The sequence below is a fragment of the Methylobacterium sp. J-070 genome (genome assembly GCF_022829385.1).
In the GTDB taxonomy this organism is placed as follows: Bacteria; Pseudomonadota; Alphaproteobacteria; order Rhizobiales; family Beijerinckiaceae; genus Methylobacterium.
Genome location: NZ_JAKSXX010000235.1, coordinates 134,113 through 155,534, shown reverse-complemented (window position 1 = coordinate 155,534; position 21,422 = coordinate 134,113). Strand labels below are relative to the sequence as shown.

17 protein-coding genes and 1 tRNA gene are annotated in these 21,422 nt (G+C 71.1%); 10 read left to right on the top strand and 8 right to left on the bottom strand.

Annotation, left to right across the window (positions count from 1 at the left end):
- Positions 1-103 precede the first annotated feature (103 nt).
- Genes MKL01_RS25600 through MKL01_RS25590 form a run of 3 tightly spaced genes read left to right on the top strand, consistent with a single transcriptional unit; the run spans position 104 to position 4,184 of the window.
- Positions 104-1,996 carry an ABC transporter substrate-binding protein gene (locus tag MKL01_RS25600; protein ID WP_243908212.1) on the top strand — a complete coding sequence of 631 codons (1,893 nt, stop codon included), beginning with the start codon at positions 104-106 and terminating at the stop codon, positions 1,994-1,996.
- On the top strand, positions 1,993-3,009 hold the full coding sequence (locus MKL01_RS25595) for an ABC transporter permease (RefSeq protein WP_243907978.1): 1,017 nt from the start codon (positions 1,993-1,995) through the stop codon (positions 3,007-3,009). Before MKL01_RS25600 ends, MKL01_RS25595 begins: the two co-directional genes overlap by 4 nt.
- An 11-nt stretch (positions 3,010-3,020) precedes the next feature.
- Entirely contained in the window at positions 3,021-4,184 is a 1,164-nt protein-coding gene (locus MKL01_RS25590) for an ABC transporter permease (protein WP_243907977.1), read from the top strand.
- A 77-nt stretch (positions 4,185-4,261) separates the two neighbouring features.
- Here MKL01_RS25590 and MKL01_RS25585 read toward each other — a convergent pair whose 3' ends face one another.
- Both MKL01_RS25585 and MKL01_RS25580 read right to left on the bottom strand, forming a co-directional pair.
- Positions 4,262-6,475, bottom strand: a complete 2,214-nt coding sequence (locus tag MKL01_RS25585; protein ID WP_243907976.1) for a sensor histidine kinase — start codon at positions 6,473-6,475, stop codon at positions 4,262-4,264.
- Positions 6,476-6,530: 55 nt separating this feature from the next.
- A complete protein-coding gene (locus MKL01_RS25580; RefSeq protein ID WP_243907975.1) occupies positions 6,531-6,872 on the bottom strand; it encodes a SelT/SelW/SelH family protein in 342 nt (113 codons plus the stop codon).
- 231 nt (positions 6,873-7,103) lie between these two features.
- Between MKL01_RS25580 and MKL01_RS25575 the strand changes: the two genes are divergently transcribed.
- Both MKL01_RS25575 and MKL01_RS25570 read left to right on the top strand, forming a co-directional pair.
- A tRNA-Val gene (locus MKL01_RS25575) sits at positions 7,104-7,178 on the top strand.
- A 153-nt stretch (positions 7,179-7,331) separates the two neighbouring features.
- Positions 7,332-8,864, top strand: coding sequence for an acyl-CoA carboxylase subunit beta (locus MKL01_RS25570; RefSeq protein ID WP_243907974.1), 1,533 nt, complete (start codon positions 7,332-7,334; stop codon positions 8,862-8,864).
- Between the two features lie 26 nt (positions 8,865-8,890).
- Here the strand turns inward: MKL01_RS25570 and MKL01_RS25565 are convergent, their stop codons facing one another.
- Both MKL01_RS25565 and MKL01_RS25560 read right to left on the bottom strand, forming a co-directional pair.
- The gene (locus MKL01_RS25565) at positions 8,891-9,352 is read right to left on the bottom strand and encodes an ABC transporter ATPase (RefSeq protein ID WP_243907973.1); all 462 of its coding nucleotides are present in this window, start codon (positions 9,350-9,352) and stop codon (positions 8,891-8,893) included.
- A 57-nt stretch (positions 9,353-9,409) separates the two neighbouring features.
- The gene (locus MKL01_RS25560; protein ID WP_243907972.1) at positions 9,410-10,330 is read right to left on the bottom strand and encodes a metallophosphoesterase; all 921 of its coding nucleotides are present in this window, start codon (positions 10,328-10,330) and stop codon (positions 9,410-9,412) included.
- A 287-nt stretch (positions 10,331-10,617) separates the two neighbouring features.
- On the opposite strand from MKL01_RS25560, the gene hemC reads away from it, so the two are divergent.
- Positions 10,618-11,541: a hydroxymethylbilane synthase gene (gene hemC / locus MKL01_RS25555; protein WP_243907971.1), complete on the top strand. Its 924-nt coding sequence runs from the start codon at positions 10,618-10,620 to the stop codon at positions 11,539-11,541.
- Positions 11,542-11,850: 309 nt separating this feature from the next.
- Here hemC and MKL01_RS35830 read toward each other — a convergent pair whose 3' ends face one another.
- From MKL01_RS35830 to MKL01_RS25545, 3 genes are read right to left on the bottom strand one after another with little or no spacing between them, the layout of a single operon-like run.
- Entirely contained in the window at positions 11,851-11,979 is a 129-nt protein-coding gene (locus tag MKL01_RS35830) for a hypothetical protein (RefSeq protein WP_279604875.1), read from the bottom strand.
- Between the two features lie 9 nt (positions 11,980-11,988).
- Positions 11,989-13,059: a phytoene/squalene synthase family protein gene (locus tag MKL01_RS25550; RefSeq protein WP_243907970.1), complete on the bottom strand. Its 1,071-nt coding sequence runs from the start codon at positions 13,057-13,059 to the stop codon at positions 11,989-11,991.
- Entirely contained in the window at positions 13,040-14,563 is a 1,524-nt protein-coding gene (locus MKL01_RS25545) for a phytoene desaturase (RefSeq protein WP_243907969.1), read from the bottom strand. Before MKL01_RS25545 ends, MKL01_RS25550 begins: the two co-directional genes overlap by 20 nt.
- A gap of 394 nt (positions 14,564-14,957) precedes the next feature.
- Between MKL01_RS25545 and MKL01_RS25540 the strand changes: the two genes are divergently transcribed.
- From MKL01_RS25540 to MKL01_RS25530, 3 genes are all read left to right on the top strand, one after another.
- A complete protein-coding gene (locus MKL01_RS25540; protein WP_243907968.1) occupies positions 14,958-15,929 on the top strand; it encodes a GDP-L-fucose synthase family protein in 972 nt (323 codons plus the stop codon).
- A gap of 69 nt (positions 15,930-15,998) precedes the next feature.
- A complete protein-coding gene (locus MKL01_RS25535; RefSeq protein ID WP_243907967.1) occupies positions 15,999-17,036 on the top strand; it encodes an SGNH/GDSL hydrolase family protein in 1,038 nt (345 codons plus the stop codon).
- Positions 17,037-17,039: 3 nt separating this feature from the next.
- On the top strand, positions 17,040-17,714 hold the full coding sequence (locus MKL01_RS25530; RefSeq protein WP_243907966.1) for a GDSL-type esterase/lipase family protein: 675 nt from the start codon (positions 17,040-17,042) through the stop codon (positions 17,712-17,714).
- Here MKL01_RS25530 and ilvD read toward each other — a convergent pair whose 3' ends face one another.
- Complete coding sequence (gene ilvD, locus MKL01_RS25525) at positions 17,715-19,544, bottom strand: dihydroxy-acid dehydratase (protein WP_243907965.1); 1,830 nt, start codon at positions 19,542-19,544, stop codon at positions 17,715-17,717.
- 142 nt (positions 19,545-19,686) lie between these two features.
- Between ilvD and ade the strand changes: the two genes are divergently transcribed.
- On the top strand, positions 19,687-21,408 hold the full coding sequence (gene ade, locus MKL01_RS25520; RefSeq protein WP_243908211.1) for an adenine deaminase: 1,722 nt from the start codon (positions 19,687-19,689) through the stop codon (positions 21,406-21,408).
- The last annotated feature ends 14 nt before the right edge of the window (positions 21,409-21,422 follow it).

Sequence of the window (21,422 nt, the reverse complement as noted above, 5' to 3'; positions counted from 1 at the left end):
AGGAGCCGCCGGCAGGCCGCATCCCGAACACCCCCCGCCTCCAGTCCTTGCCGGCACTCGGGAAAACGGCGCGTCGCCGACATTCGGGTGTCGCCCTGCACCCATCGCGGCGTCGGCGGGAAGCGGCATCTCCCGCCGCGCCCTCCTCGCCGGCCTCGGCGTCACGCTTCTCTGGCCCCGCACCGGCCGGGCCGACACCGACGGCCCCGCCCCGCCCGCATCGCCCTTCGTCGTCGACCTGGCCGCCCGCGGCCGCCGGGTCGGCACGGCCGGCGGAACGATCCGCACGCTGATCGCCAAGGCGCGGGATGTCCGCTATCTCTCGGTCTACGGCTATACGCGCCTGGTCGGCTACGATTCCGAACTCAAGCTCCGGCCGGATGTGCTGGAGCGTGTCGATGTCGCGGGCGGGCGCTTCACCTTCACGCTGCGCGAGGGACACCGCTGGTCGGACGGGCATCCGTTCACCGCGGAGGACTTCCGCTATTACTGGGAAGACGTCGTCAACGAGAAGGCGCTGAGCCCGGAAGGGCCGCCGGCCTTCTTCCTCGTGGACGGCAAGCCGCCGCAGGTCGAGTACCCCGACGCCCGGACGGTCCGCTACACCTGGGAGCGGCCGAACCCGATGTTCCTGCCCGCGCTGGCGGCGCCGCGCGATCCCCTGATCTACCGCCCGTCGCACTACCTGAAGCCCTATCACGCCCGCACCATCGGCAAGGAGGCGGCCGACGCCAAGGCGAAGGCGCTGAAGCTGCGCGGCTGGGCGGCCCTGCACAACCGCCTCGACGACAATTACGAGTTGAACAATCCGGATTGCCCGACCCTGCAGGCCTGGGTGCCGCGCACCCGCTCGCCGGCCGCGCGGTTCCGCTTCGAGCGCAACCGCAGCTACCACCGGATCGACACGGCCGGCACGCAGCTGCCCTATGTCGACGCCATCGTGATGGACGTGGCCTCGCAGGGGCTTTTGGTCGCCAAGACCAACGCGGGCGAGGCGGACCTGATGTTCCGCGGCCTGTCGATGCCCGACATCCCGAGCCTCAAGGAGGGCGAGAAGGCGCACCGCTACCGCACCAATCTGTGGCCCGTCGCCCGCGGATCCGAGATCGCGCTCTATCCGAACCTGACCACGCTCGACCTGGTCCTGCGCGCCCTCAACCGCGACGTGCGCTACCGCCGGGCTCTGTCGCTCGCCATCGACCGGCGGACGCTCAACAACACCCTGCTGTTCGGCCTCGGCACCGAGGGCAACGACACGATCGTGGCGGAAAGCCCGCTGTTCTCCCCCGAACTCCGGACGCTCAACGCCACCTACGATCCGGCCCAGGCCGCGCGCCTGCTGGACGAAGCGGGTCTCGACCGACGCGACGGCGCTGGCACCCGCCTGATGCCGGACGGGCGCCCGCTCGAGATCGTGGTGGAGAGCGACGGCGAAGCCGAGATGGTGCTCGACGCGCTCCTGCTCATCACCGAGTTCTGGCGCGAGGTCGGCATACGTCTGATCACCAAGCCGCAGGAGCGGACCAACCTCCACCGGCGCTCCATCGGCGGACTCACCGTGATGGTGGCCGCCCAGGGGCTCGACCTCGCGGTGCCCACCGCCATCATGCCGCCGACGGAGCTGAGTCCCGCGCAGGCCGAGCATTATTCGTGGCCGCTCTGGAGCCTGAACGTCGAGAGCCACGGTCAGAGCGGCCAGGCCTGCGACGTGCCGGAGGTGCGGCAGCTCCTCGACCTCGACCGTCAATGGCGCGACACGGACGACGCCGAGAAGCAGGCGGGGATCTGGCGCGCGATGCTCAGGAACCACGCGGAGAACACCTGGGTGATCGGCACGGTGGCGGGCGCGCTCCAGCCCGTCGTCGGTGCCGACCGCCTGATCAACCTGCCGAAGCGCGCCCTCTATGCCTGGGAGCCCACCGCGATGATCGGCGTGCAGCGCCTCGACGAGATGTTCTGGGACACGGGCGCCGACACGCGCGCGGAGGCCCGGTGATCGGCGTGGTCCTCCGGCGCCTCGTCACCATGGCGCTGACGCTCCTCGCCATCTCGGCGCTGGTGTTCGTCATCATCAAGCTGCCGCCGGGCGACTACCTGACCAACCGGATCATGGAGCTGCGCGCCACCGGGGACGCGAGTTCGGTCGCCAAGGCCGAGCTGCTGATCCGGCAATACGGCCTCGACCGGCCGGTCTGGCAGCAATACCTCATGTGGATCGGCGTCATGCCGGGCGCGGCGGGTTTCTCGGGCCTGCTCCAGGGCGACTGGGGCTGGTCGTTCGAGTACGACAAGCCCGTGGCCGAGGTTGTCGGCGACGCCCTCTGGCTGACGCTCCTGATCAACCTGACGGCGGTTGTCTTCGTCCATCTCGTGGCGATCCCGGCGGCGATCTACTCCGCCACCCACCGGCACACGGTCGGGGACGCGGTGGTGACGCTGCTCGGCTATGTCGGGCTCGCGGTGCCCGGCTTTTTGCTGGCGCTGATCCTGCTGTTCTACGCCAACCGCTGGTTCGGGCTCTCGATCGGCGGCCTCTACGATTCGGCGCTGACCAACCAGCCCTGGACCTGGGAGAAGGTCCGCTCGCTCCTGGCGCATCTGGTCGTGCCGACGCTGGTGATCGGGCTGGGCGGAACCGCGGCGATGATCCGGCGCATGCGCGCCAACCTGCTCGACGAGCTGGCCAAGCCCTACACGGTCACGGCCCGCGCCAAGGGCCTGCCGCCGCTGCAGGCGCTGCTGAAATACCCGTTCCGGATGTCGCTCAACCCGTTCGTGGCCGATATCGGCAACCTGCTGCCGCATCTCGTCTCGGGCTCGGTGCTGGTCTCGCTGGTGCTCAGCCTGCCCACGGTCGGTCCGCTGCTCCTCGACGCGCTGCGCAGCCAGGATCAGTTCATGGCGGCCTTCATCCTGATGTTCGTCGCCAGCCTGACGCTGGTCGGCATGCTGATCTCGGACCTGACCCTCGTCTGGCTCGATCCGCGCATCCGCATGGGGCTGCGATGACCGGGTCCACGATGACCGGATCCGCGATGCGCGACGGGGCCGCCGCCACCGACCACTTCGTCGACCCCACCCCGTTCGAGCCGGAGGCGCGGGGCGAGAACCCGGCGGGCTCGGCCTCCGCGTGGCGGCTGATCCTGCGCAAGTTCCTGCGCCACCGCCCCGCGGTCGCCTCGGCGTTGATCCTGCTCGCACTCTACACGACGGTGCCGTTCGTCGAGCTGCTCGCCCCTTACGGCCAAGCGCGGCGGAACGGCGACTACCTCTACGCGCCGCCCCAGGGCGTGCACCTGTTCCACGACGGGCGGTTCGTCGGTCCGTTCGTCTACCCGTACCGGGCCCATCTCGACCTCGATACGTTCCGCCGGGACTACGTGGTGGACGGCGCCGATCCGCAGCCCCTGCGCTTCCTCTGCCGCGGCGACGGCTACGACTGGCTGGGGCTCATCCACGCCGACGTCCACCTCGTCTGCCCGCCGGAGACCGGCACGCTGTTTTTGTACGGCACCGACAAGCTCGGGCGCGACCTGTTCTCCCGCATGGTCTACGGCGCCCGGATCTCGCTGACGATTGGCCTCGTGGGCGTGGCGATCTCGTTCGCGCTGGGCCTCCTGTTCGGCGGGATCGCGGGGTATTTCGGCGGCCTCGTCGACGCCGCCGTGCAGCGGCTGATCGAGGTGGTGCGCTCGCTGCCCGAGCTGCCGCTGTGGCTCGCCCTGTCGGCGGCACTGCCGCCGAACTGGAGCCCGCTGCTGATCTTCTTCGGCATCACGGTGATCCTCGGCCTGCTCGACTGGCCGGGACTGGCCCGCGCCGTGCGCGGCAAGCTCCTGGCGCTGCGCGAGGAGGATTTCGTCCAGGCCGCCGAGCTGATGGGGGCCTCTCCCGCACGGGTGATCGGCCGGCATCTGATCCCGAACTTCATGAGCCACCTGATCGCTTCGGCGACCCTGTCGATCCCCACGATGATCCTCGGCGAGACCGCGCTCTCGTTCCTGGGCCTGGGCCTGCGGCCCCCGGTGACGAGCTGGGGCGTCCTGCTCAACGAAGCGCAGAATCTGGCGGCGGTGCAGCTCTACCCGTGGCTGCTGCTGCCGGTGCTGCCCGTGCTGGTCACGGTGCTCGCCTTCAACTTCATGGGCGACGGGCTGCGCGACGCCGCCGATCCCTATCACTGAGGCGAGCGACCGGCGGACGCACGCGAACGCGGCGCCGACGCGGCCGGCGGAGCGAAGCGGCGACGGGCTTCCGTCCCCTATCCCGCGAGGGGCAACGGGGCGATCCGCGTCGGTGCGGCGACGCCCTTGCGCTCGATCAGGCCCGGCGGCGGCACCGGCGCGTTGATGGTGCAGACCACACCGGTCGACTCGTAGGACAGGGTCACCTCGCCGGCCAGCTCGCGGGCGAGGCTGCGCTCTATCAGCCGCGAGCCGAACCCGGTGCGGGTCGGTTTCGACACCGGCGGCCCGCCGCTCTCGGCCCAGCGCAGGTGCAGATGCATCTCGGCCTCGCGCCGCACGGTCCAGGCGATCTCGACGCCGCCGCCCTCGGCGGAGAGCGCGCCGTACTTCACCGCGTTGGTGCCGAGTTCGTGCAGCGCCATGGCGATCGAGAGGGCGAGGCGTGGCGGCAGGCGCAGGGCCGGGCCGACGACCCGGAAGCGCGAGGCGCGGCCGTCGGCCGTGTCGAGGGGCCGGATCGCGTCGGCCACCACCGCCGACAGCTCCGCGCCCTCCCAGCTCTCCCTTGTCAGCACGTCGTGGACGCGGGCGAGCGCCAGGAGACGCGCCTCGAAGGCGGCCCGGGCTGCGTCGGCCTCGGCGCCCTCCAGGCCACGAAGCGACTGGGCGGCGATGGATTGCACCGTGGCCAGGGTGTTCTTCACCCGGTGATTCAGCTCGTGGATCAGCAGGAGCAGGTGCTCCTCGGCGTTCTTCGCCTCCGAGATGTCGATGTTGCAGCCGGTGTAGCCGAGGAAGTTCTGGTCGTCGTCGAGGCGCGGCACGCCCTCGCACTGCAGCCAGCGCACCACCCCGGCCTTGTCGATCACCCGGACTTCCAGCCGGAACGGGGCGCGCGCGTCGAACGCCTCACTGAAGGCCTCCCGGAAGGTCTTCAGATCCTCCGGGTGGATGATCCGGTGCCAGCCGTCATCGGCGAATTCGGCCGTCGGCATCCCGAACATGTGCTCGAAATGCAGGTTCGCGAAGCTCACCGCGCCGGTCTCGTCGGTCATCCAGATCAGGGCCGGTGCCGAATCGGCCATGTGGCGGAAGCGCGCCTCGCTCTCGCTCAGCGCCGTGAGGCCGCGCCGCGTGTCGGCGAGCGCCCGGTCCCGCTCAGCCTCGCGGGTGCGCAGGCGCAGGGACGCGTCCGACAGGACCGCCCCGAGCCGCTGGATCTCGTGCACCGGCGACGAGACCCGCGGGATGGCCTCGCCGCGCGCGAGCGCCGGCCCCGAGGCGGCCAGCAGCCGGAGCGGTCGCGAGACCCGCGACCACAGGTTCACCGCCAGCACCGACGAGGTGGCGAGGACCAGAAGGCCGAACCCCGCGAAGGCCCAGATCCAGCGCCGCACGCGGGCGTCGACCAGCGCCTGGGGGATGCTGGTGGCGACCATCCAGCCGGTGAGACGCGAGCGCGCCTCGATCACCACGACGGGCTTGTGCTGGCGATCCTGGCCCTCCCAGACCCCGGGGGTCGCGGTCTGGACCTGCCGAAGGCTCGCGAGCCGCGGACGGCCGACGACGGCGTCCGGATCGGGCAGGCGCGCCAGCACGATCCCGGCGCGATCGCTGATTCCGGTGGTCCAGCCGGGCACGACCTCGCGGGACAGGATCCCCTGAAGGCGGGTGAGCGGAACGGTGAAGCTCAGGATGTAGGCGACCTCGCCGTCCATCATCACGGGGACGCCCACCGCGTAGGTCGCCTCGGCGGGCGTCGGGCCCGGCACGTAGCCGCTGACCATCGCGCGCTGGGTGCCCCGCGCCAGTTCCTGGTCGAAGGGCAGCGCCACGAGCGGCATCGGCGCGCTGCGCGGCACCCCGGTGTTCACGACTTCCTGGCCGTTGGGGCGGCGCAGCAGGACGTCGAGGTCGATCGATTCGCGCACGAGCCGCGCCTGCGCGTCGAAGGCGTCGAAGTCGCTCTGGCGGATCCGCGGCGAGGTCGCCAGCGTCTGCAGAACCGAGACGAGGCCGGCCGTGTCGCGGTCGAGCGACAGGCCGATCCCCCGGACGTTCTCCCGCGCGTCCTGCTCGAACCGGGCGCGCTCGGCCGAGGCGTAGCGCATCAGCAGGATGCTGGTGAACAGCAGGCCCGGACCGATCAGCGCGATCACGAGCGCGATGAGATAGACCTGCGTCGAGAAGCCGTTGCTCCGGAAGCGGTGAAGCCGCCGCGACACCCACGATCCGCGCGCGGGGATCACCGCCGGGACGCCGCCCTCGGTCTGTTGGTCCGGACTCAAGCGGGGCCCGTCCCCGGCGCGCGGCGTCCCGCGAGCCCCTCGCTGTTCCCTCGCGTCATGATCGGTCGATATGGCCGAGATCGCGCCCGGGGTCGAGGTGGTCGCGCACGCGCTGCTTCAGCGCCTTGACGTCGGGGAAGCCGCCGTCGCGCACCCGCTCCCACAGGAGGACGCCGCCGATCTCGATGCGGAAGACGCCGCCCGTCCCCGGGACCAACGCCACCTCGCCGAGATCGTCGCGGAAGGTGGAGAGCAGCTCCTGCGCCATCCAGCCGGACCGCAACAGCCAGTTGCATTGCGTGCAGTAGGTGATCGCGACGCGCGGCCGCTCAGAGCCCGCCGGGCCCTCTGCCGTCACGTCGCTGCCGGGCTCCGCGCCCGTTGGCCCCTCGTGCATGGCCGCACAGCAGACCGTGGCGGCGGCGTTGTCAACCTCGCGGCTCGGCGCGGCGGAACCGGGAACGCGGCCTCCCGCCGCGCACCGTGCTCACCGCGCGTCCCGGCCTCCGAACGTCATGCAGCCGGCTTGACGTCCCGGCCCGCCGCGCCCTAGAAGGCCCGCCACCGGGTCGCCACGCCTGTTCGGGCGCGCGATCACGCGGCGTGCGCTCAGGCGTCGCGCCGGCTCGGACGGTTAGCACAGCGGTAGTGCGTTCCCTTCACACGGGAAAGGTCGCAGGTTCGATCCCTGCACCGTCCACCATTCCCCTCCCCCGAAGATCCGATCGCGGCAGGCGCGGCGTTTGTTTGCCGCCCGGGAGGCGCGTGCTAAGGGCGCACGATCGGCGAACACACAAGCTTGGACCCGGCCCGATCCGGGTCGCAGGCGACCGGCAGGGGAAGGGCGGGAACGGCCATGAAGGATATCCTCGACAAGCTCGAAGAACGCCGGGCGCAGGCCCGCCTCGGCGGCGGTGAGAAGCGGGTCGAGGCCCAGCACAAGCGCGGCAAGCTCACGGCGCGGGAGCGCATCGAACTCCTCCTCGACCACGGGTCGTTCGAGGAGTTCGACATGTTCGTGCAGCACCGCTCCACCGATTTCGGCATGGAGAAGCAGAAGATCCCGGGTGACGGCGTCGTCACCGGATGGGGCACGATCAACGGGCGCACCGTCTTCCTGTTCTCGAAGGACTTCACGGTGTTCGGCGGCTCCCTCTCCGAGGCGCACGCGCAGAAGATCGTGAAGGTCCAGGACATGGCGCTGAAGATGCGCGCCCCGATCATCGGCATCTTCGATGCCGGCGGCGCGCGCATCCAGGAGGGCGTCGCGGCGCTCGGCGGCTACGGCGAGGTGTTCCGCCGCAACGTCATGGCCTCGGGCGTCATCCCGCAGATCTCGGTGATCATGGGGCCCTGCGCGGGCGGCGACGTCTACTCGCCGGCCATGACCGACTTCATCTTCATGGTCCGCGACACCAGCTACATGTTCGTCACCGGCCCCGACGTGGTGAAGACCGTCACCAACGAGGTCGTGACCGCCGAGGAACTCGGCGGCGCCAAGGTCCACACCACCAAGTCGTCGATCGCCGACGGGTCGTTCGAGAACGATGTCGAGGCGATCCTGCAGATCCGACGCCTCCTCGATTTCCTCCCGGCCAACAACATCGACGGGGTGCCGGAGATCGAGAGCTTCGACGACGTCGACCGCCTCGACGCATCCCTCGACACGCTGATCCCCGACAACCCCAACAAGCCCTACGACATGGGCGAGCTGATCCGGCGCGTCGTGGACGAGGGCGACTTCTTCGAGATCCAGGCGGCCTACGCGCGCAACATCATCACCGGCTTCGGCCGGATCGAGGGGCGGACCGTCGGCTTCGTGGCGAACCAGCCGATGGTGCTGGCGGGCGTCCTGGATTCCGACGCATCGCGGAAGGCCGCCCGCTTCGTGCGCTACTGCGACGCCTTCGGCATCCCGATCGTCACCTTCGTGGACGTGCCGGGCTTCCTGCCGGGGACGGCGCAGGAATACGGCGGGCTGATCAAGCACGGCGCCAAGCTGCTCTTCGCCTACTCGCAGGCGACGGTGCCGCTGGTCACGCTCATCACCCGGAAGGCCTTCGGCGGGGCCTACGACGTGATGGCCTCAAAGCATGTCGGCGCGGACGTGAACTACGCGTGGCCGACCGCGCAGATCGCCGTGATGGGCGCCAAGGGCGCGGTGGAGATCATCTTCCGCAGCGAACTCGGGAATCCCGACAAGATCGCGGCCCGCACCGGCGAGTACGAGGAGCGGTTCCTGTCGCCGTTCGTGGCGGCGGAGCGCGGCTACATCGACGAGGTGATCATGCCGCACTCGACCCGCCGCCGGATCGCCCGGGCCCTGGGCATGCTCCGAACCAAGGCGATGGAGCAGCCCTGGAAGAAGCACGACAACATCCCGCTCTGAGCCCGGGCCGACCGTCTCGGTCGGCCTCAGCTCCGGTCGCTGTGCTCGATGACCGCGCACAGGGTCAGCGGCCCCTTGTCGGGCGAGACCATCGCCGAGCAGGTCACCCGGGCGCCGCCGAGATCGACGTTGCTGTGGCGCAGCTTCGTGGCGGTGGCCTGGGCCCGGTGGGCGGCCTCGGTGATGACCGACGCGTCGATGCCGGTGACCGCGTGGCCCGCGCGGCCGAACAGATCGTAATAGCTGTCCGGCGGGCTCGCGCCGCGGAACTGCGCGCCGACCGAAGATAGTTCCGGCTCGCCGCAGGCCAGCGTGAGGGTCATGTCCGGGCCGGCGGTGAAGCTCGCGTAGTCGCTGCGGCGTTCGGCGGCCTGGGCCGCGGTCTCGGCCGTGACCCGGTCGACGAGCGCGTCGCAGGACTGTGACGCGGCGGAGCCGGGGCTGGCCGCCAGGGCGGCGAGGGCAAGCAGAGGGAGGAGCGCGCGCATGCCGGCGAGTTAGCGCGGCGGCGCGCGGATGACGAGCGGCGCGGCGATCCGGCGCGGTCAGGCGGCGGGAGCCGCGGCGTCCGCCTGTCCGAGTTCGAGAAGGACGATCTCCGGCGGTACGCCGAAGCGCACCGGGATCCGGCTCATCCCGAACCCTCCGGATACGATCATGTGGCGGCCGTCCTGGACCACGTGCCCGTAGGAATAATCGTGGCCCTCGACCCGGCGGATCGCCGGCGAGCGGCCGAACAGCCGTACCTGGCCGCCATGGGTGTGCCCGGCGAGCGTCAGCGCGAAGCGGTCGGGCAGCGTCAGGAAGATCTCGGGCTCGTGCGCCATCAGGATCACCGGCGCCGCATCGGTGACCGCCCGCAGCGTCAGCGGCACGTCGGCGAGGCTCACGGAGGTCCAGTCCGCCTCGAAGGGTTGCTGGTCGGCCAGCCCGGCGATCCAGAACGGCCGCCCGTCCTTGACCAGGCGGACGGCCTGGTTCTCCAGGACCGGGATCCCGCGCGCCTCCAGAAGGCCCTTTACCGCCGGCGACCCGCGCTGGGAGGTCTGAACCGCCTCGTCGTCCCACCAATCGTGGTTGCCGAGGATCGCGTGGGTGCCCAGCGGCGCTTTCAAGCCGTCCATCATCCGCGCGAACTCGGTGAGCGGGAGCTTGCGCCACGCGATCTTGCCGGCCGGATAGTCGCCGAGCAGGAGGATGAGGTCGGGCTTCAGCGCGTTGGTGGCGTCGACGATCTCCGCGACCCGATCGAACGGCATGAACGGCTCGCAGATGTGGAAATCCGCCAGCACGGCCACGCGCAACCGCAGCGCCGGATCCCAGCGCGGCAGCGCCGGCGCGTAGGTGGTCACGACCAGCCGATGCATCGGCTCGACGTCGAAGGCGTAGATGCCCGACCCGGCCGCGAGGGCGGCCCCCGCCCCCAGCCCCGTCAGGAACTGCCGCCGATTCGGCAGGATGAGCATCGCGATGCACCTTGGCCTCAGCAAGCCGGCGGTCCTCCGGCCCGAGCCGTTCCCGCCGCGTTGGGATCGAGACGGGCCGTCGGTTTCGTTCGGCGCGCTCTCTTACGCCGAACCCGTAACGACTTCGGCAAAGTGCCCTCTGAACGCCCAGTCCGGCGAAAGCGCGGCGGCCCTCGCCCGGTGACACCGGTCCGATACCGGCAGTCCGAAGCGTGAACCGGACCGTGGCTTGGCGCGACGCCCGGTCTATAAGGCTATTCCCGTCCAGCGAGCCGACCCGGAACCAGATGTTGAACCGTCCCCTGCGCATCGGCACCCGCGGCTCCCCGATGGCGCTCGCGCAGACCGGGATGGTGCGCGACCGGATCGTGGCGGCCAATCCCGGGCTGGAAACGGAACTCGTCGTCGTCACCACGGTGGCCGACAAGATCCTCGACCGGCCCCTCTCCGAGATCGGCGGCAAGGGCCTGTTCACCAAGGAGCTGGAGCAGGCCCTGTTCGCCGGCGAGGTCGACGTCGCCGTGCATTCCATGAAGGACGTGGAGACCTGGCTGCCGGACGGGCTGACGATCGCCTGCATCCTCGAGCGCGACGACCCGCGGGACGCCTTCCTGTCGCCGCACGCGGAGGGGCTGGACGGGCTGCCCGAGGGTGCCCGCGTCGGGACCTCGTCGCTGCGCCGCGGGGCGCAGGTGCTGATGCGCCGACCGGACCTGCGCGTCGTCCCGCTGCGCGGCAACGCCAACACCCGGATGCGCAAGCTCGAAACCGGCGAATGCGACGCGACGCTCCTCGCCCTCGCCGGCCTCCAGCGCCTGGGCCTGGAGGGCATGGCGCGCAGCGTCCTCCCCGTCGAGGAGATGCTCCCCGCGGTGGCGCAGGGCGCCCTCGGGATCGAGTGTCGCGTGGATGACGGCGCGGTCCGCGACCTGCTGGCGCCGATCGCCTGCGCCCGCACCACCACGGCGATCGCGGCCGAGCGGGCGCTCCTGGCGGAGCTCGACGGGTCCTGCCGCACGCCGATCGCCGCCCTGGCGCGGATCGACGGCGAGACCCTGTCGCTCGACGGCCTTCTGTTCCTGCCGGACGGCAGCCGCCACTGGTCGGTGTCCCGTGCGGGACCGGCCGCGGAGGCCGAGCGCATCGGCCGCGAGGCGGGGGCCGCCCTGAAGGCGGCGGCAGGGGAGACCTATGCCCGGCACTTGCAATGAGGTGATGTCGGCCGCGATCCGGCCGACCTGTTCACCCGCCAGGGAGGCGGCGGCGTTCCGAATCGGACCGGGCTCCGCGGACGGGCGGACGACGGAGTGCTTGCTCCAGGGTGACGTGGTGGCCCGTGCGTGATCGGGTCGAACCGGAACTGCGAAGCATGGCGGGCAGCCGTCAGCCGACGTCCCGACCGGGCACGCGGGATGCAGGGCCCACGCCGTCTTCGGACACGAAGCAACGGGCCCCGGAGCTGCGGCGCCCCTAGATTGGCTGAGATCGCGTGACCGGGCGCGTCCAGACTTCGCCAGGCCTCACTCCGGCCCGCCCTCCCGATCCCGGCGGATGCTCCGGCGGACGGCCAGGAGCTGCCAGAGCCCCAGCCCGAACACCACCGCGAAGGCGAGGCCGAGATCGAAGGCCGCGAACAGGGTGTCGCCCATCCCCGAATCTCAGGACGGCGCCGAGCGGCCGAACGCTTCGCGCTCGCGCATCCGCTCGATCAGGTCGAGCACGTGCACCACCCGGCCGCCCACGTCCCACCAGGGCCGCAAGGCCTGACGCGGGACCGCCGAGCCCTGCGGCTGGGACATCACCGCCGCGATCAGGAAGGCGGCCTCCGGCAGCGCCGGCGCCGCGGGATCGGCACCGCCCGCGGTCGCCCGCGTCGCACGGACGATCAGGGCCAGCTTCCGGTCGAAGTCGACCCGCGCGCGGCCGGTGACCGAATCATAGCCCTGCGCGGCGACGACGCGGCCGATCTCGGCGTAGATCAGACGCGCGGCGCGGATCGCCGGGCGGCAGCGGGGCGGCAGGGCCTCGATCCCGGCCTCGGCGCGGGCGTAGAGCCGGTCCGCCTCGGCGAGCAGACGGGCCACGATGCCGGCCAAAGCCGGGCTCGGTCGCGGATCGGCCAGGAAGGTGTCCGGATCGAGCCCCGCCTCCGCCATCCAGTCCAGCGGCAGGTAGAGGCGGCCCATGCGGGCGTCCTCGCCGACGTCCCGGGCGATGTTGGTGAGCTGCATCGCGGCACCGAGGTCGCAGGCGCGGGCGAGGGCCGCCGGCCCGCGGGCGCCCATGATCAGCGCCATCATCGCCCCGACCGAGCCCGCGACCCGCGCCGCGTAGGCGTGCACCGCGCCGAGATCGGCATAGCGGCGTCCCTCCGCGTCCCAGGCGAAGCCTTCGATCAGGGCGCGCGGAAGGGCCTCGGGGATCGCGTAGGCGGCCACCACCTCGGCGAAGGCCCGATCGGCCGGCGTGTCGGCGGGCCGGCCGGCATAGGCCCGGCCGATCCGGTCATCGAGGCGCGCCACGGCGTCACGCCGGGCGGCGGGGTCGGCGGCCTCGTCCACGAGGTCGTCGGAGAGGCGGCAGAACGCGTAGAGGCCGTAGGCAGCCTCGCGCACGTCGCCCGGGAGCAGCCGGCCGGCCGCGAAGAAGCTCCGCGAGCCGGCGCGGATCGCGGCCCGGCAGGCGGTGCGGTCGGCCGCGGCGGCGAATTCAGGCGGTAACGCGGGCATCGGGGACCACGCTGTCGAGGATGCGGGCGGAGGAGAGCACGCCGGGCAGGCCGGCACCCGGATGGGTGCCGGCGCCGACCAGGTAGAGGTTGCGCACGGCGCTCGACCGGTTGTGCGGCCGGAACCACGCGGACTGCGTCAGCACGGGCTCCAGTCCGAAACCGGAGCCGCGGTAGCTCTGGAAATCGTCCTGGAATTCCTGCGGCGTCGTCACCTTCGAGGTGACGATGGCCTCGGACAGGCCCGGCATCACGCTGGTCTCCAGGATCCGGGCGATCCGCCGCCGGTACGGTTCCGCGAGCGCCCGCCAGTCCTGGCCGCCCGCGAGGTTCGGCACCGGCGCCAGCACGTAGAACGCGTCGCATCCCGGCGGCGCGAGACTCGGGTCGGTGGCGGTGGGCCGGTGCAGGTAGAGGCTCGCATCGTCGGCCAGCACCTTCCGGTCGAAGATGTCGGCGAGCAGCCCGCGATAGCGCGGCCCGAGGACGATCGTGTGGTGATCCACCTCCGGAAAGCGGCGCTTGGTGCCGAAGTACCAGACGAACAGGCCCATCGAGGATCGGGCGCGGCGGAACCGGCCCGGGCTCCAGCGCTGCGCCTCCGGCAGGAGCCGCGCGTGCGTCACCGCCGAATCGGCGTTGGAGACCACGAGGTCAGCCGCGACGGTCTCGCCACCCTGCAGCTCGACCCCCGTGGCGGCCCCACCGGCAACGCGGATCCGCGCGACGTCGACGCCGAGGCGCACCCGCCCGCGCTGACCCCGGATCAGCCGCACCAGGCCGTCGACCAGCTGGCCGGTGCCGCCCATGGCGAAATGGACGCCCCAGCGCCTCTCCAGGTCGGCGATCAGGCAGTAGATCGCGCTCGCCCGGAAGGGGTTTCCGCCGATGAGCAGCGGGTGGAAGCTGAACACCGTGCGCAGCCGCTCGTCGCGGATGAAGCGGGCCACCACGTCGTAGACCGGGCGATGTCCGGACAGGCGCAGCAGGTCGGGGGCGATCTTCAGCATCGACCCGACGCTTCCGAACGGGACGTGGCCGAGCTGCTCGAAACCGATGCGGCAGACCGCCCTGCTGTGGGCCATGAAGCGCTCGTAGCCCGCCACGTCGTCGGGGGCGAAGCGGGCCACTTCCGCGCGCATGCGCTCGGTATCGCCGCTGTAGGCGAAGGAAGAGCCGTCGGCGAAGCGGATCCGGTAGAACGGGTCCATCGGGACCAGCGTCACGTCCTCGGAGAGCCGGCGCCCGGCCAGCGTCCACAGCTCTTCGAAGAGCTGCGGGGCCGTGACGATGGTCGGTCCGGCATCGAAGGTGAACCCGTCCTGCCGGTGGACCCGCGCCCGGCCCCCCGGCTGGGTCAGGCGCTCCAGCACGGTGACCCGATAGCCCCGCGCACCGAGCCGCACCGCCGCGGCGAGGCCCCCGAAGCCCGAGCCGACGACCACCGCATGGGGCCGCGGATCCGTCTCGTGCGCAACCCTCTGGTCAACCGCGAGTGTCAACATGACTTGACACTAGCGCGGCGGTTTCCCGTTGCGCAAGATCGAAAAATGCCGTGGCGCGTGGATCCTCGAGGCTTCGGACCGCGCCGGCGGGACCGGACCCCGCGGCCCGCCTCGATATCCCACCGGCGGTGTCAGCACGGTCGGTCGGCAAGGTGTGCGGTCGCCTCGGCGGCGCGCGATTGTGAAGCGCAGGCGCGACACGTCCACGGGCAGACATGCTGATCCGGCCTTTCGCGTGGGGCGAAGCGTTCAGATCCTGTGATCGGACCGATTCGCCTGCAGCGTTGCGGCTCCGCCATGCGCCCCGTAAAAAGGCCTCCCGCGCGGCGGTTGCGCGCCGGAATGGGGTACAGAGCCCCGGCGAACGAACGATACGCGAGGGGCTGAAGGCAGCATGGACGGTCGAACGCAGACCATCTTCGTGGCGGGCCATCGGGGCATGGTGGGTTCGGCCATCGTGCGCCGCCTGCGCGACATGGGCCACGAGCGCATTCTCACCGCGGACCGGAGCGCGCTGGACCTGCTCGACCAAGCGGCGGTCCGTCGCTTCTTCGCCGAGCACCGGATCGACCAGGTCTATCTCGCCGCCGCCAAGGTCGGCGGCATCCACGCCAACAACACCTACCCGGCGGAGTTCATCCACGAGAACCTGCTGATCCAGTCGAACCTCATCCATGCGGCGCATGTCGCCGATGTCGACCGCCTGCTGTTCCTCGGCTCGTCGTGCATCTACCCGAAGCACGCGGCGCAGCCGATGCGCGAGGACGCGCTGCTCACGGGGGTGCTGGAGCCGACCAACGAGCCTTACGCCATCGCCAAGATCGCCGGCATCAAGATGTGCGAGAGCTACAATCGCCAGTACGGGCGGCGCTACCGCAGCGTGATGCCGACCAACCTGTACGGTCCGAACGACAACTTCCATCCCGAGAACGCCCACGTCCTCCCGGCGCTGATGCGCCGCCTGCACGAGGCGAAGGACGAGGGACGCCCGACCGTCACGGTCTGGGGCACCGGCCGCGCCATGCGGGAATTCCTGCACGTGGACGACATGGCCCGCGCCAGCGTGTTCGTGATGGAGATGGCGGACGACGTCTACGCGGCCAACACCCGGCCCGACCTGTCGCACATCAATGTCGGGACTGGCGAGGACTGCACGATCCGCGAACTGGCCGAGGCTTTGGCCCGGGTCATCGGCTACGAAGGCGCGCTGGACTTCGATGCCGCCAAGCCGGACGGCACCCCGCGCAAGCTGATGGACGTGTCGCGCCTGAAAGCCATGGGCTGGCGGCCGGAGATCGGCCTGGAGGAGGGCCTACGTCAGACCTACCGGTGGTTCCTGGACAACCACGCGACGTTCCGGCGCTGATCGGAGCGGCTGCGGGACGAGCCGGCGAGGCCCGTTCATGATCGACCATCCCCCGGAAGGAGCCGGACCATGGCCCAGCGGCCATCTGACGAGAGCGATCACGCCCGCCGGCAGAAGTTCCTGAAGAACTTCCAGAGCTTCGACGCGAACATCCGCTTCCCCGCCCCCTACGTGCAGTTCGCCGGTAAGCCGCTGGCAGCCCCATCGGAGACCGGCTGGCGCTACGATGCGCTGGGCTACCGCAACGACGGACCCGTGGAGGGACGGTCCGCCGCCGAGACGCTGCGGGTGTTCGTGGTCGGCGACAGCACCCTGGTCGAGGGGCAGACCTTCGCCGACACCATCCCGGGCCGCCTCGAATCCGGGCTCAAGCAGGTCCACGGCCCGGGTGCCCGGGTGTACGATTTCGGCGCGGTCTCGGCCTGTCTGAACCAGATGGTCGCCCTGATCACCACGCGGCTCATGGATCTTCAGCCGGACGTGATCCTGATCGTCGGCGGGGCCACCGACATCTTTCAACCCTGGAGCTTCGATCCGCGGGCGGGCTACCCGTACAACCACTTCGCCACCGAGTGCCTCTACGACTTCGTCTTCGATCCCCGGAAGACGGGCGGGGATGCCCCCGAATTGTCCTACGAGCGGCTGCAGGAGATGATCTTCGGGCGGCTGGAGAACCTGCGGGCGCTGACGAACTGGCAGTCGGACATCTGGGAATGGGAGGTGGTGCGGCAGTTCGAGCTGGCGCTGAAGCGCGTGGCGCGGCTGGCACCGGGCATCGGAGCGCCGATCCGGTTCCTGCTCCAGCCCAGCGTCGTCCGGAAAGTCGAGCGCGCGGGCGACGAGGCCGGCGCCGCCTCCGGCGAGTTCCTGGCCTATCTCGACCGGCAATACGCGCGCTTCGCGGGCGTCCTCGACCGGCTCCACGCCGAGGCCGGCACCGAGGCGGCCTTCGCGGTCCGGGATCTCGGCGGCCTGTTCGCCGAGGACACCCGCCCCCTGTTCACCGACATCGTCCACCTCAACGGCGAAGGGCGGCAGAGGATGGCCGACCGGCTGCAGCAGGAGGTGGCCGACACGCTCGGCGCCCCGATCGGGCCGTCGGCGTAAGTGGTGGACGGGCGGATCGTCTTCATCGGGGATTCGATCACGGAACTGTGGGGCTTCCACCGGGCCGCGACCTTCGCGGCCTACGACCTGATCCCCCGGGGCGGCTCCGGCCAGACCGCCCGCTGGATCACCATGCGGTTCCGCCGCGACCTTGAGGAAACCGGTGCCCGGGGCGTCCATCTCCTGTGCGGGGTGAACGACATCGGCCGCAACGAGGGCGTCTTCGTGCCTGCGGAGGAGATTGCCCGGACGCTCGCCGGGATGCTCGACGAGGCGCGGGCCCTAGGTGTGAAGGCCTGGGTCGGCTCGATCATGCCGGCGGCCCGCATCCCGTGGAACCCGGCCGTCAAGGACGCTCCGGCGATGATCGCCGCGGTCAACACGTGGCTGCGCGACCACGCGCACGAGCACGGCGCGACCTTCATCGACTACCATGCCGTGCTGGCGACCGAATCCGGGGCACTCCGGGCGAAGTATGGCACGGACGGCCTGCACCTCAGCCCCGCCGGCTACGCGGCCATCGAGCCCTTGATGCTGTCGGCGCTGGGGCGCGTTCCCCCCGGATCCCGGCCGGCCGTACCTCGGACTCGGCTCGCCGGCCGCCGCTTCATCGCCCTCGCGGCGGCGGCGGCGGTCGTTCTGGCGGTGATCGCCGGCTGGGTGCTGGGCACGCGCTGATCAGGCCCGGCGCACCGCGCCGTGCGCCGCGCTGGTGGTCAGCATCGCATAGGCGCGCAGGGCCGCGCTGACCTTGCGCTTGCGCGGGGTCGCAGGCTGCCAGCCCGCGGCCTCCTGGGAGGCCCGCCGGCGTTCGAGCTCCGCGGGGTCCACGGCCAGGTGGATGCTCCGGGCCGGGATATCGATGGCGATGGTGTCGCCGTCACGCACGAGGCCAATCAGGCCGCCCTCCGCCGCCTCCGGGGAGACGTGGCCGATCGACAGGCCCGAGGAGCCGCCGGAGAACCGCCCGTCGGTGACCAGCGCGCAGGCCTTCCCCAGCCCCTTCGATTTCAGGTAGCTCGTCGGATACAGCATCTCCTGCATGCCGGGGCCGCCTCGGGGGCCCTCGTAGCGGATCAGTACCACCTCGCCGGCCATGACCCTGCCGTTGAGGATGCCGTCCACCGCGGCGTCCTGGCTCTCGAACACCCTGGCCGTTCCGCTGAAGACCAGGAGCGAGGCATCCACGCCTGCGGTCTTCACGATGCAGCCCTGCTCGGCGAGGTTGCCGTAGAGCACGGCGAGGCCGCCATCCTGCGAATAGGCGTGCGCGGCGTCGCGGATCACGCCGGCCTCCCGGTCGAGGTCGAGTTCCTCGAAGCGGGACTCCTGGCTGAACGCCACCTGGGTCGGCACGCCGCCGGGGGCCGCGCGGTAGAAGGTCTTCACCGACGCGCTCGGGGCCGCGCCGACGTCCCACCGTGCCAGGGCGGCACCCAGCGTCCCGGCCGAGACGTTGCCGACGCCCGTGTCGATGAGGCCGGCGCGGTCCAGCTCGCCCAGGATGGCCATGATCCCGCCGGCGCGGTGCACGTCTTCCATGTGGACGTTGGCCACGGCCGGGGCGACCTTGCACAGCACCGGCACCCGCCGGGACAGCCGGTCGATGTCGGCCATGGTGAACGGGACTTCGCCCTCGTGGGCGGCGGCGAGCAGGTGCAGCACCGTGTTGGTCGAACCGCCCATGGCGATGTCCAGCGTCATGGCGTTCTCGAACGCCGCAAAGCTCGCCACGGCCCGCGGCAGCACGCCGGCGTCGTCCTGCTCGTAGTGCCGTCGGGCGAGGTCGACGATCAGGTGGCCGGCCTCCACGAACAGGCGCCTCCGGTCGGCGTGGGTCGCGAGCGCCGAGCCGTTGCCCGGCAGGGCGAGCCCGAGCGCCTCGGTGAGGCAGTTCATCGAATTGGCCGTGAACATGCCCGAGCACGAGCCGCAGGTCGGGCAGGCGGAGCGCTCGATCACCGCCACGTCCGCATCGGAGATCCGGTCGTCGGCCGCGGCGATCATCGCGTCGACGAGGTCGACCTTCCTGGCGATACCCGGCAGCTGGACCTTGCCGGCCTCCATCGGGCCGCCCGAGACGAAAACCGTCGGGATGTTGAGGCGCAGGGTCGCCATCAGCATGCCGGGGGTGATCTTGTCGCAGTTCGAGATGCACACCATCGCGTCGGCGCAGTGCGCGTTGACCATGTACTCGACGGAATCGGCGATGAGCTCCCGGGACGGCAGCGAATACAGCATGCCGTCATGGCCCATGGCGATGCCGTCATCGACCGCGATGGTGTTGAACTCCTTGGCGACGCCGCCCGCGGCCTCGATCTCCCGGGCGACCAATTGGCCGAGGTCCTTGAGGTGCACGTGCCCCGGGACGAACTGCGTGAAGGAGTTGACCACCGCGATGATCGGCTTGCCGAAATCGGCATCCTTCATGCCCGTGGCGCGCCAGAGGCCGCGGGCGCCGGCCATGTTGCGGCCGTGGGTGGTGGTGCGGGAACGATAGGCGGGCATCGCGGACTTCGACCGGTTCACAGGTGCGGCGGTTTCTGCTCCCGCGCGCCGTCGTCCGCAAGCGTCGCGCGGCGGGGCGCGGCCGTGGCATGCTCCTGGCGGATGGCAGAGCCGGATGGCAGAGGCGGAGGACGGCGGCGCAATGACCGGGATGGACTTCTTGCGGCGCGCCATCGCGCAGGGGCAGGGCCTCGCCGAGGCCGACCTCGTGCTCAAGGGCGGCCGGTTCCTCGACCTCGTCACCGGCGACCTGGTCGCCTCCGATATCGCGATCTGCGGCGACCGGATCGTCGGCACCTACGGGGCGTATCGCGGGACCCGGGAGATCGACCTGGCCGGCAAGGTCGTCGTGCCGGGCTTCATCGACACGCATTTCCACGTCGAATCCTCGCTGATGCCGCCGCAGGAATTCGAGCGCTGCGTCCTGCCGCACGGGGTCACCACCGGGATCTGCGACCCGCACGAGATGGCCAACGTCCTCGGCACCGACGCCTTCGCGTGGTTTCTCGCGTCCGCCGAGACGCTGGCGATGGACCTGCGGGTGCAGCTCTCCGCCTGCGTCCCGGCCACCGACCATCTGGAGACCTCGGGCGCCCGGATCGAGGCCGCCGACCTGTTGCCGTTCGCCGACCACCCGAAGGTCATCGGGCTCGCCGAGTTCATGAACTTCCCGGGCGTGCTGGGGGCCGATCCGGGCGCGCTGGAGAAGCTCGCCGCCTTTCAGGGCCGGCACATCGACGGCCACGCGCCGCTGCTGCGCGGCGCCGCCCTGAACGGCTACATCGCGGCCGGCATCCGCACGGAGCACGAGGCGACGACGCCCGAGGAGGCCTTGGAAAAACTCTCCAAGGGCATGACCGTGCTGATCCGGGAGGGCTCGGTATCCAAGGATCTGCACGCCCTCGCGCCGATCCTCACCGAGCGCACGGCGCCGTTCCTCGCCTTCTGCACCGACGACCGGAACCCGCTCGACATTGCCGAGGAGGGCCATCTCGACCACATGATCCGCACCGCGATCGGGCTGGGCGCCCCGGTGCTGGCGGCCTACCGGGCCGCCTCCTGGTCCGCCGCCCGGGCCTTCGGCCTACACGACCGGGGGCTGGTGGCGCCCGGCCAACGGGCCGATCTCGTCGTGCTCGACGACCTGGCGGCCTGCGCCGTGTCGGCGGTGATCAGCGCCGGGCGCCCGGTGGACGACGCGCTCTTCACGGGACGGATTCCCGTGGCCCCGATCGGGCGCGGCAGCGTCCGGGCGCGGCGTGTGGAGGCGTCCGATTTCGCCGCCCCGGGCTCGGGGCCGTCGACGCCGGTGATCGGCGTGGTGCCGGGCAAGATCATCACGCTGCGGCACGACCTCACGCTGCCCTATTCCGAGGGAGAGCGCCGGATCGACCTCGGCCAGGACGTCATCAAGGTGGCGGTCGTCGAGCGCCACGGTCGGACCCCGCCGGGCCGGCGCGGCATCGGGGTCGCCTTCGTGAAGGGCTTCGGGCTGCAGCGCGGCGCCATCGCCTCGTCGGTCGGGCACGACAGCCACAACATCACGGTGGTCGGCGCGGACGAGGCCGACATGGCCGCGGCGGTCAACCGCCTCGGCGCGATCGAGGGCGGCTTCGTGGTGGTCGAGGGCGGGCGGATCCTCGCGGAGATGGCCCTGCCGCTGGCCGGCCTCATGAGCCTGATGCCGTTCGAGACGATCCGGAACGCCCTCGTGACCCTGAGGGCCGCCGCCCGCAGCCTCGGCGTCGTCCTGCCCGAACCGTTCCTGCAGGTGGCGTTCCTGCCGCTGCCCGTGATTCCGCACCTCAAGATCACCGACCGGGGGTTGGTCGACGTGGACCGATTCGCGCTCGTCGATCCTTGAATCTAAATTGTGCG

Bases quoted from the DNA above. Each gene is read 5' to 3' on its own strand.
- ilvD (WP_243907965.1), bottom strand. From the start codon at position 19,544: ATGCCCGCCTATCGTTCCCGCACCACCACCCACGGCCGCAACATGGCC.
- MKL01_RS25570 (WP_243907974.1), top strand. From the start codon at position 7,332: ATGAAGGATATCCTCGACAAGCTCGAAGAACGCCGGGCGCAGGCCCGC.
- hemC (WP_243907971.1), top strand. From the start codon at position 10,618: ATGTTGAACCGTCCCCTGCGCATCGGCACCCGCGGCTCCCCGATGGCG.
- MKL01_RS25580 (WP_243907975.1), bottom strand. From the start codon at position 6,872: ATGCACGAGGGGCCAACGGGCGCGGAGCCCGGCAGCGACGTGACGGCA.
- MKL01_RS25560 (WP_243907972.1), bottom strand. From the start codon at position 10,330: ATGCTCATCCTGCCGAATCGGCGGCAGTTCCTGACGGGGCTGGGGGCG.
- MKL01_RS35830 (WP_279604875.1), bottom strand. From the start codon at position 11,979: ATGGGCGACACCCTGTTCGCGGCCTTCGATCTCGGCCTCGCCTTCGCG.
- MKL01_RS25565 (WP_243907973.1), bottom strand. From the start codon at position 9,352: ATGCGCGCGCTCCTCCCTCTGCTTGCCCTCGCCGCCCTGGCGGCCAGC.
- MKL01_RS25590 (WP_243907977.1), top strand. From the start codon at position 3,021: ATGACCGGATCCGCGATGCGCGACGGGGCCGCCGCCACCGACCACTTC.
- MKL01_RS25550 (WP_243907970.1), bottom strand. From the start codon at position 13,059: ATGCCCGCGTTACCGCCTGAATTCGCCGCCGCGGCCGACCGCACCGCC.
- MKL01_RS25540 (WP_243907968.1), top strand. From the start codon at position 14,958: ATGGACGGTCGAACGCAGACCATCTTCGTGGCGGGCCATCGGGGCATG.
- MKL01_RS25535 (WP_243907967.1), top strand. From the start codon at position 15,999: ATGGCCCAGCGGCCATCTGACGAGAGCGATCACGCCCGCCGGCAGAAG.
- MKL01_RS25545 (WP_243907969.1), bottom strand. From the start codon at position 14,563: ATGTTGACACTCGCGGTTGACCAGAGGGTTGCGCACGAGACGGATCCG.
- ade (WP_243908211.1), top strand. From the start codon at position 19,687: ATGACCGGGATGGACTTCTTGCGGCGCGCCATCGCGCAGGGGCAGGGC.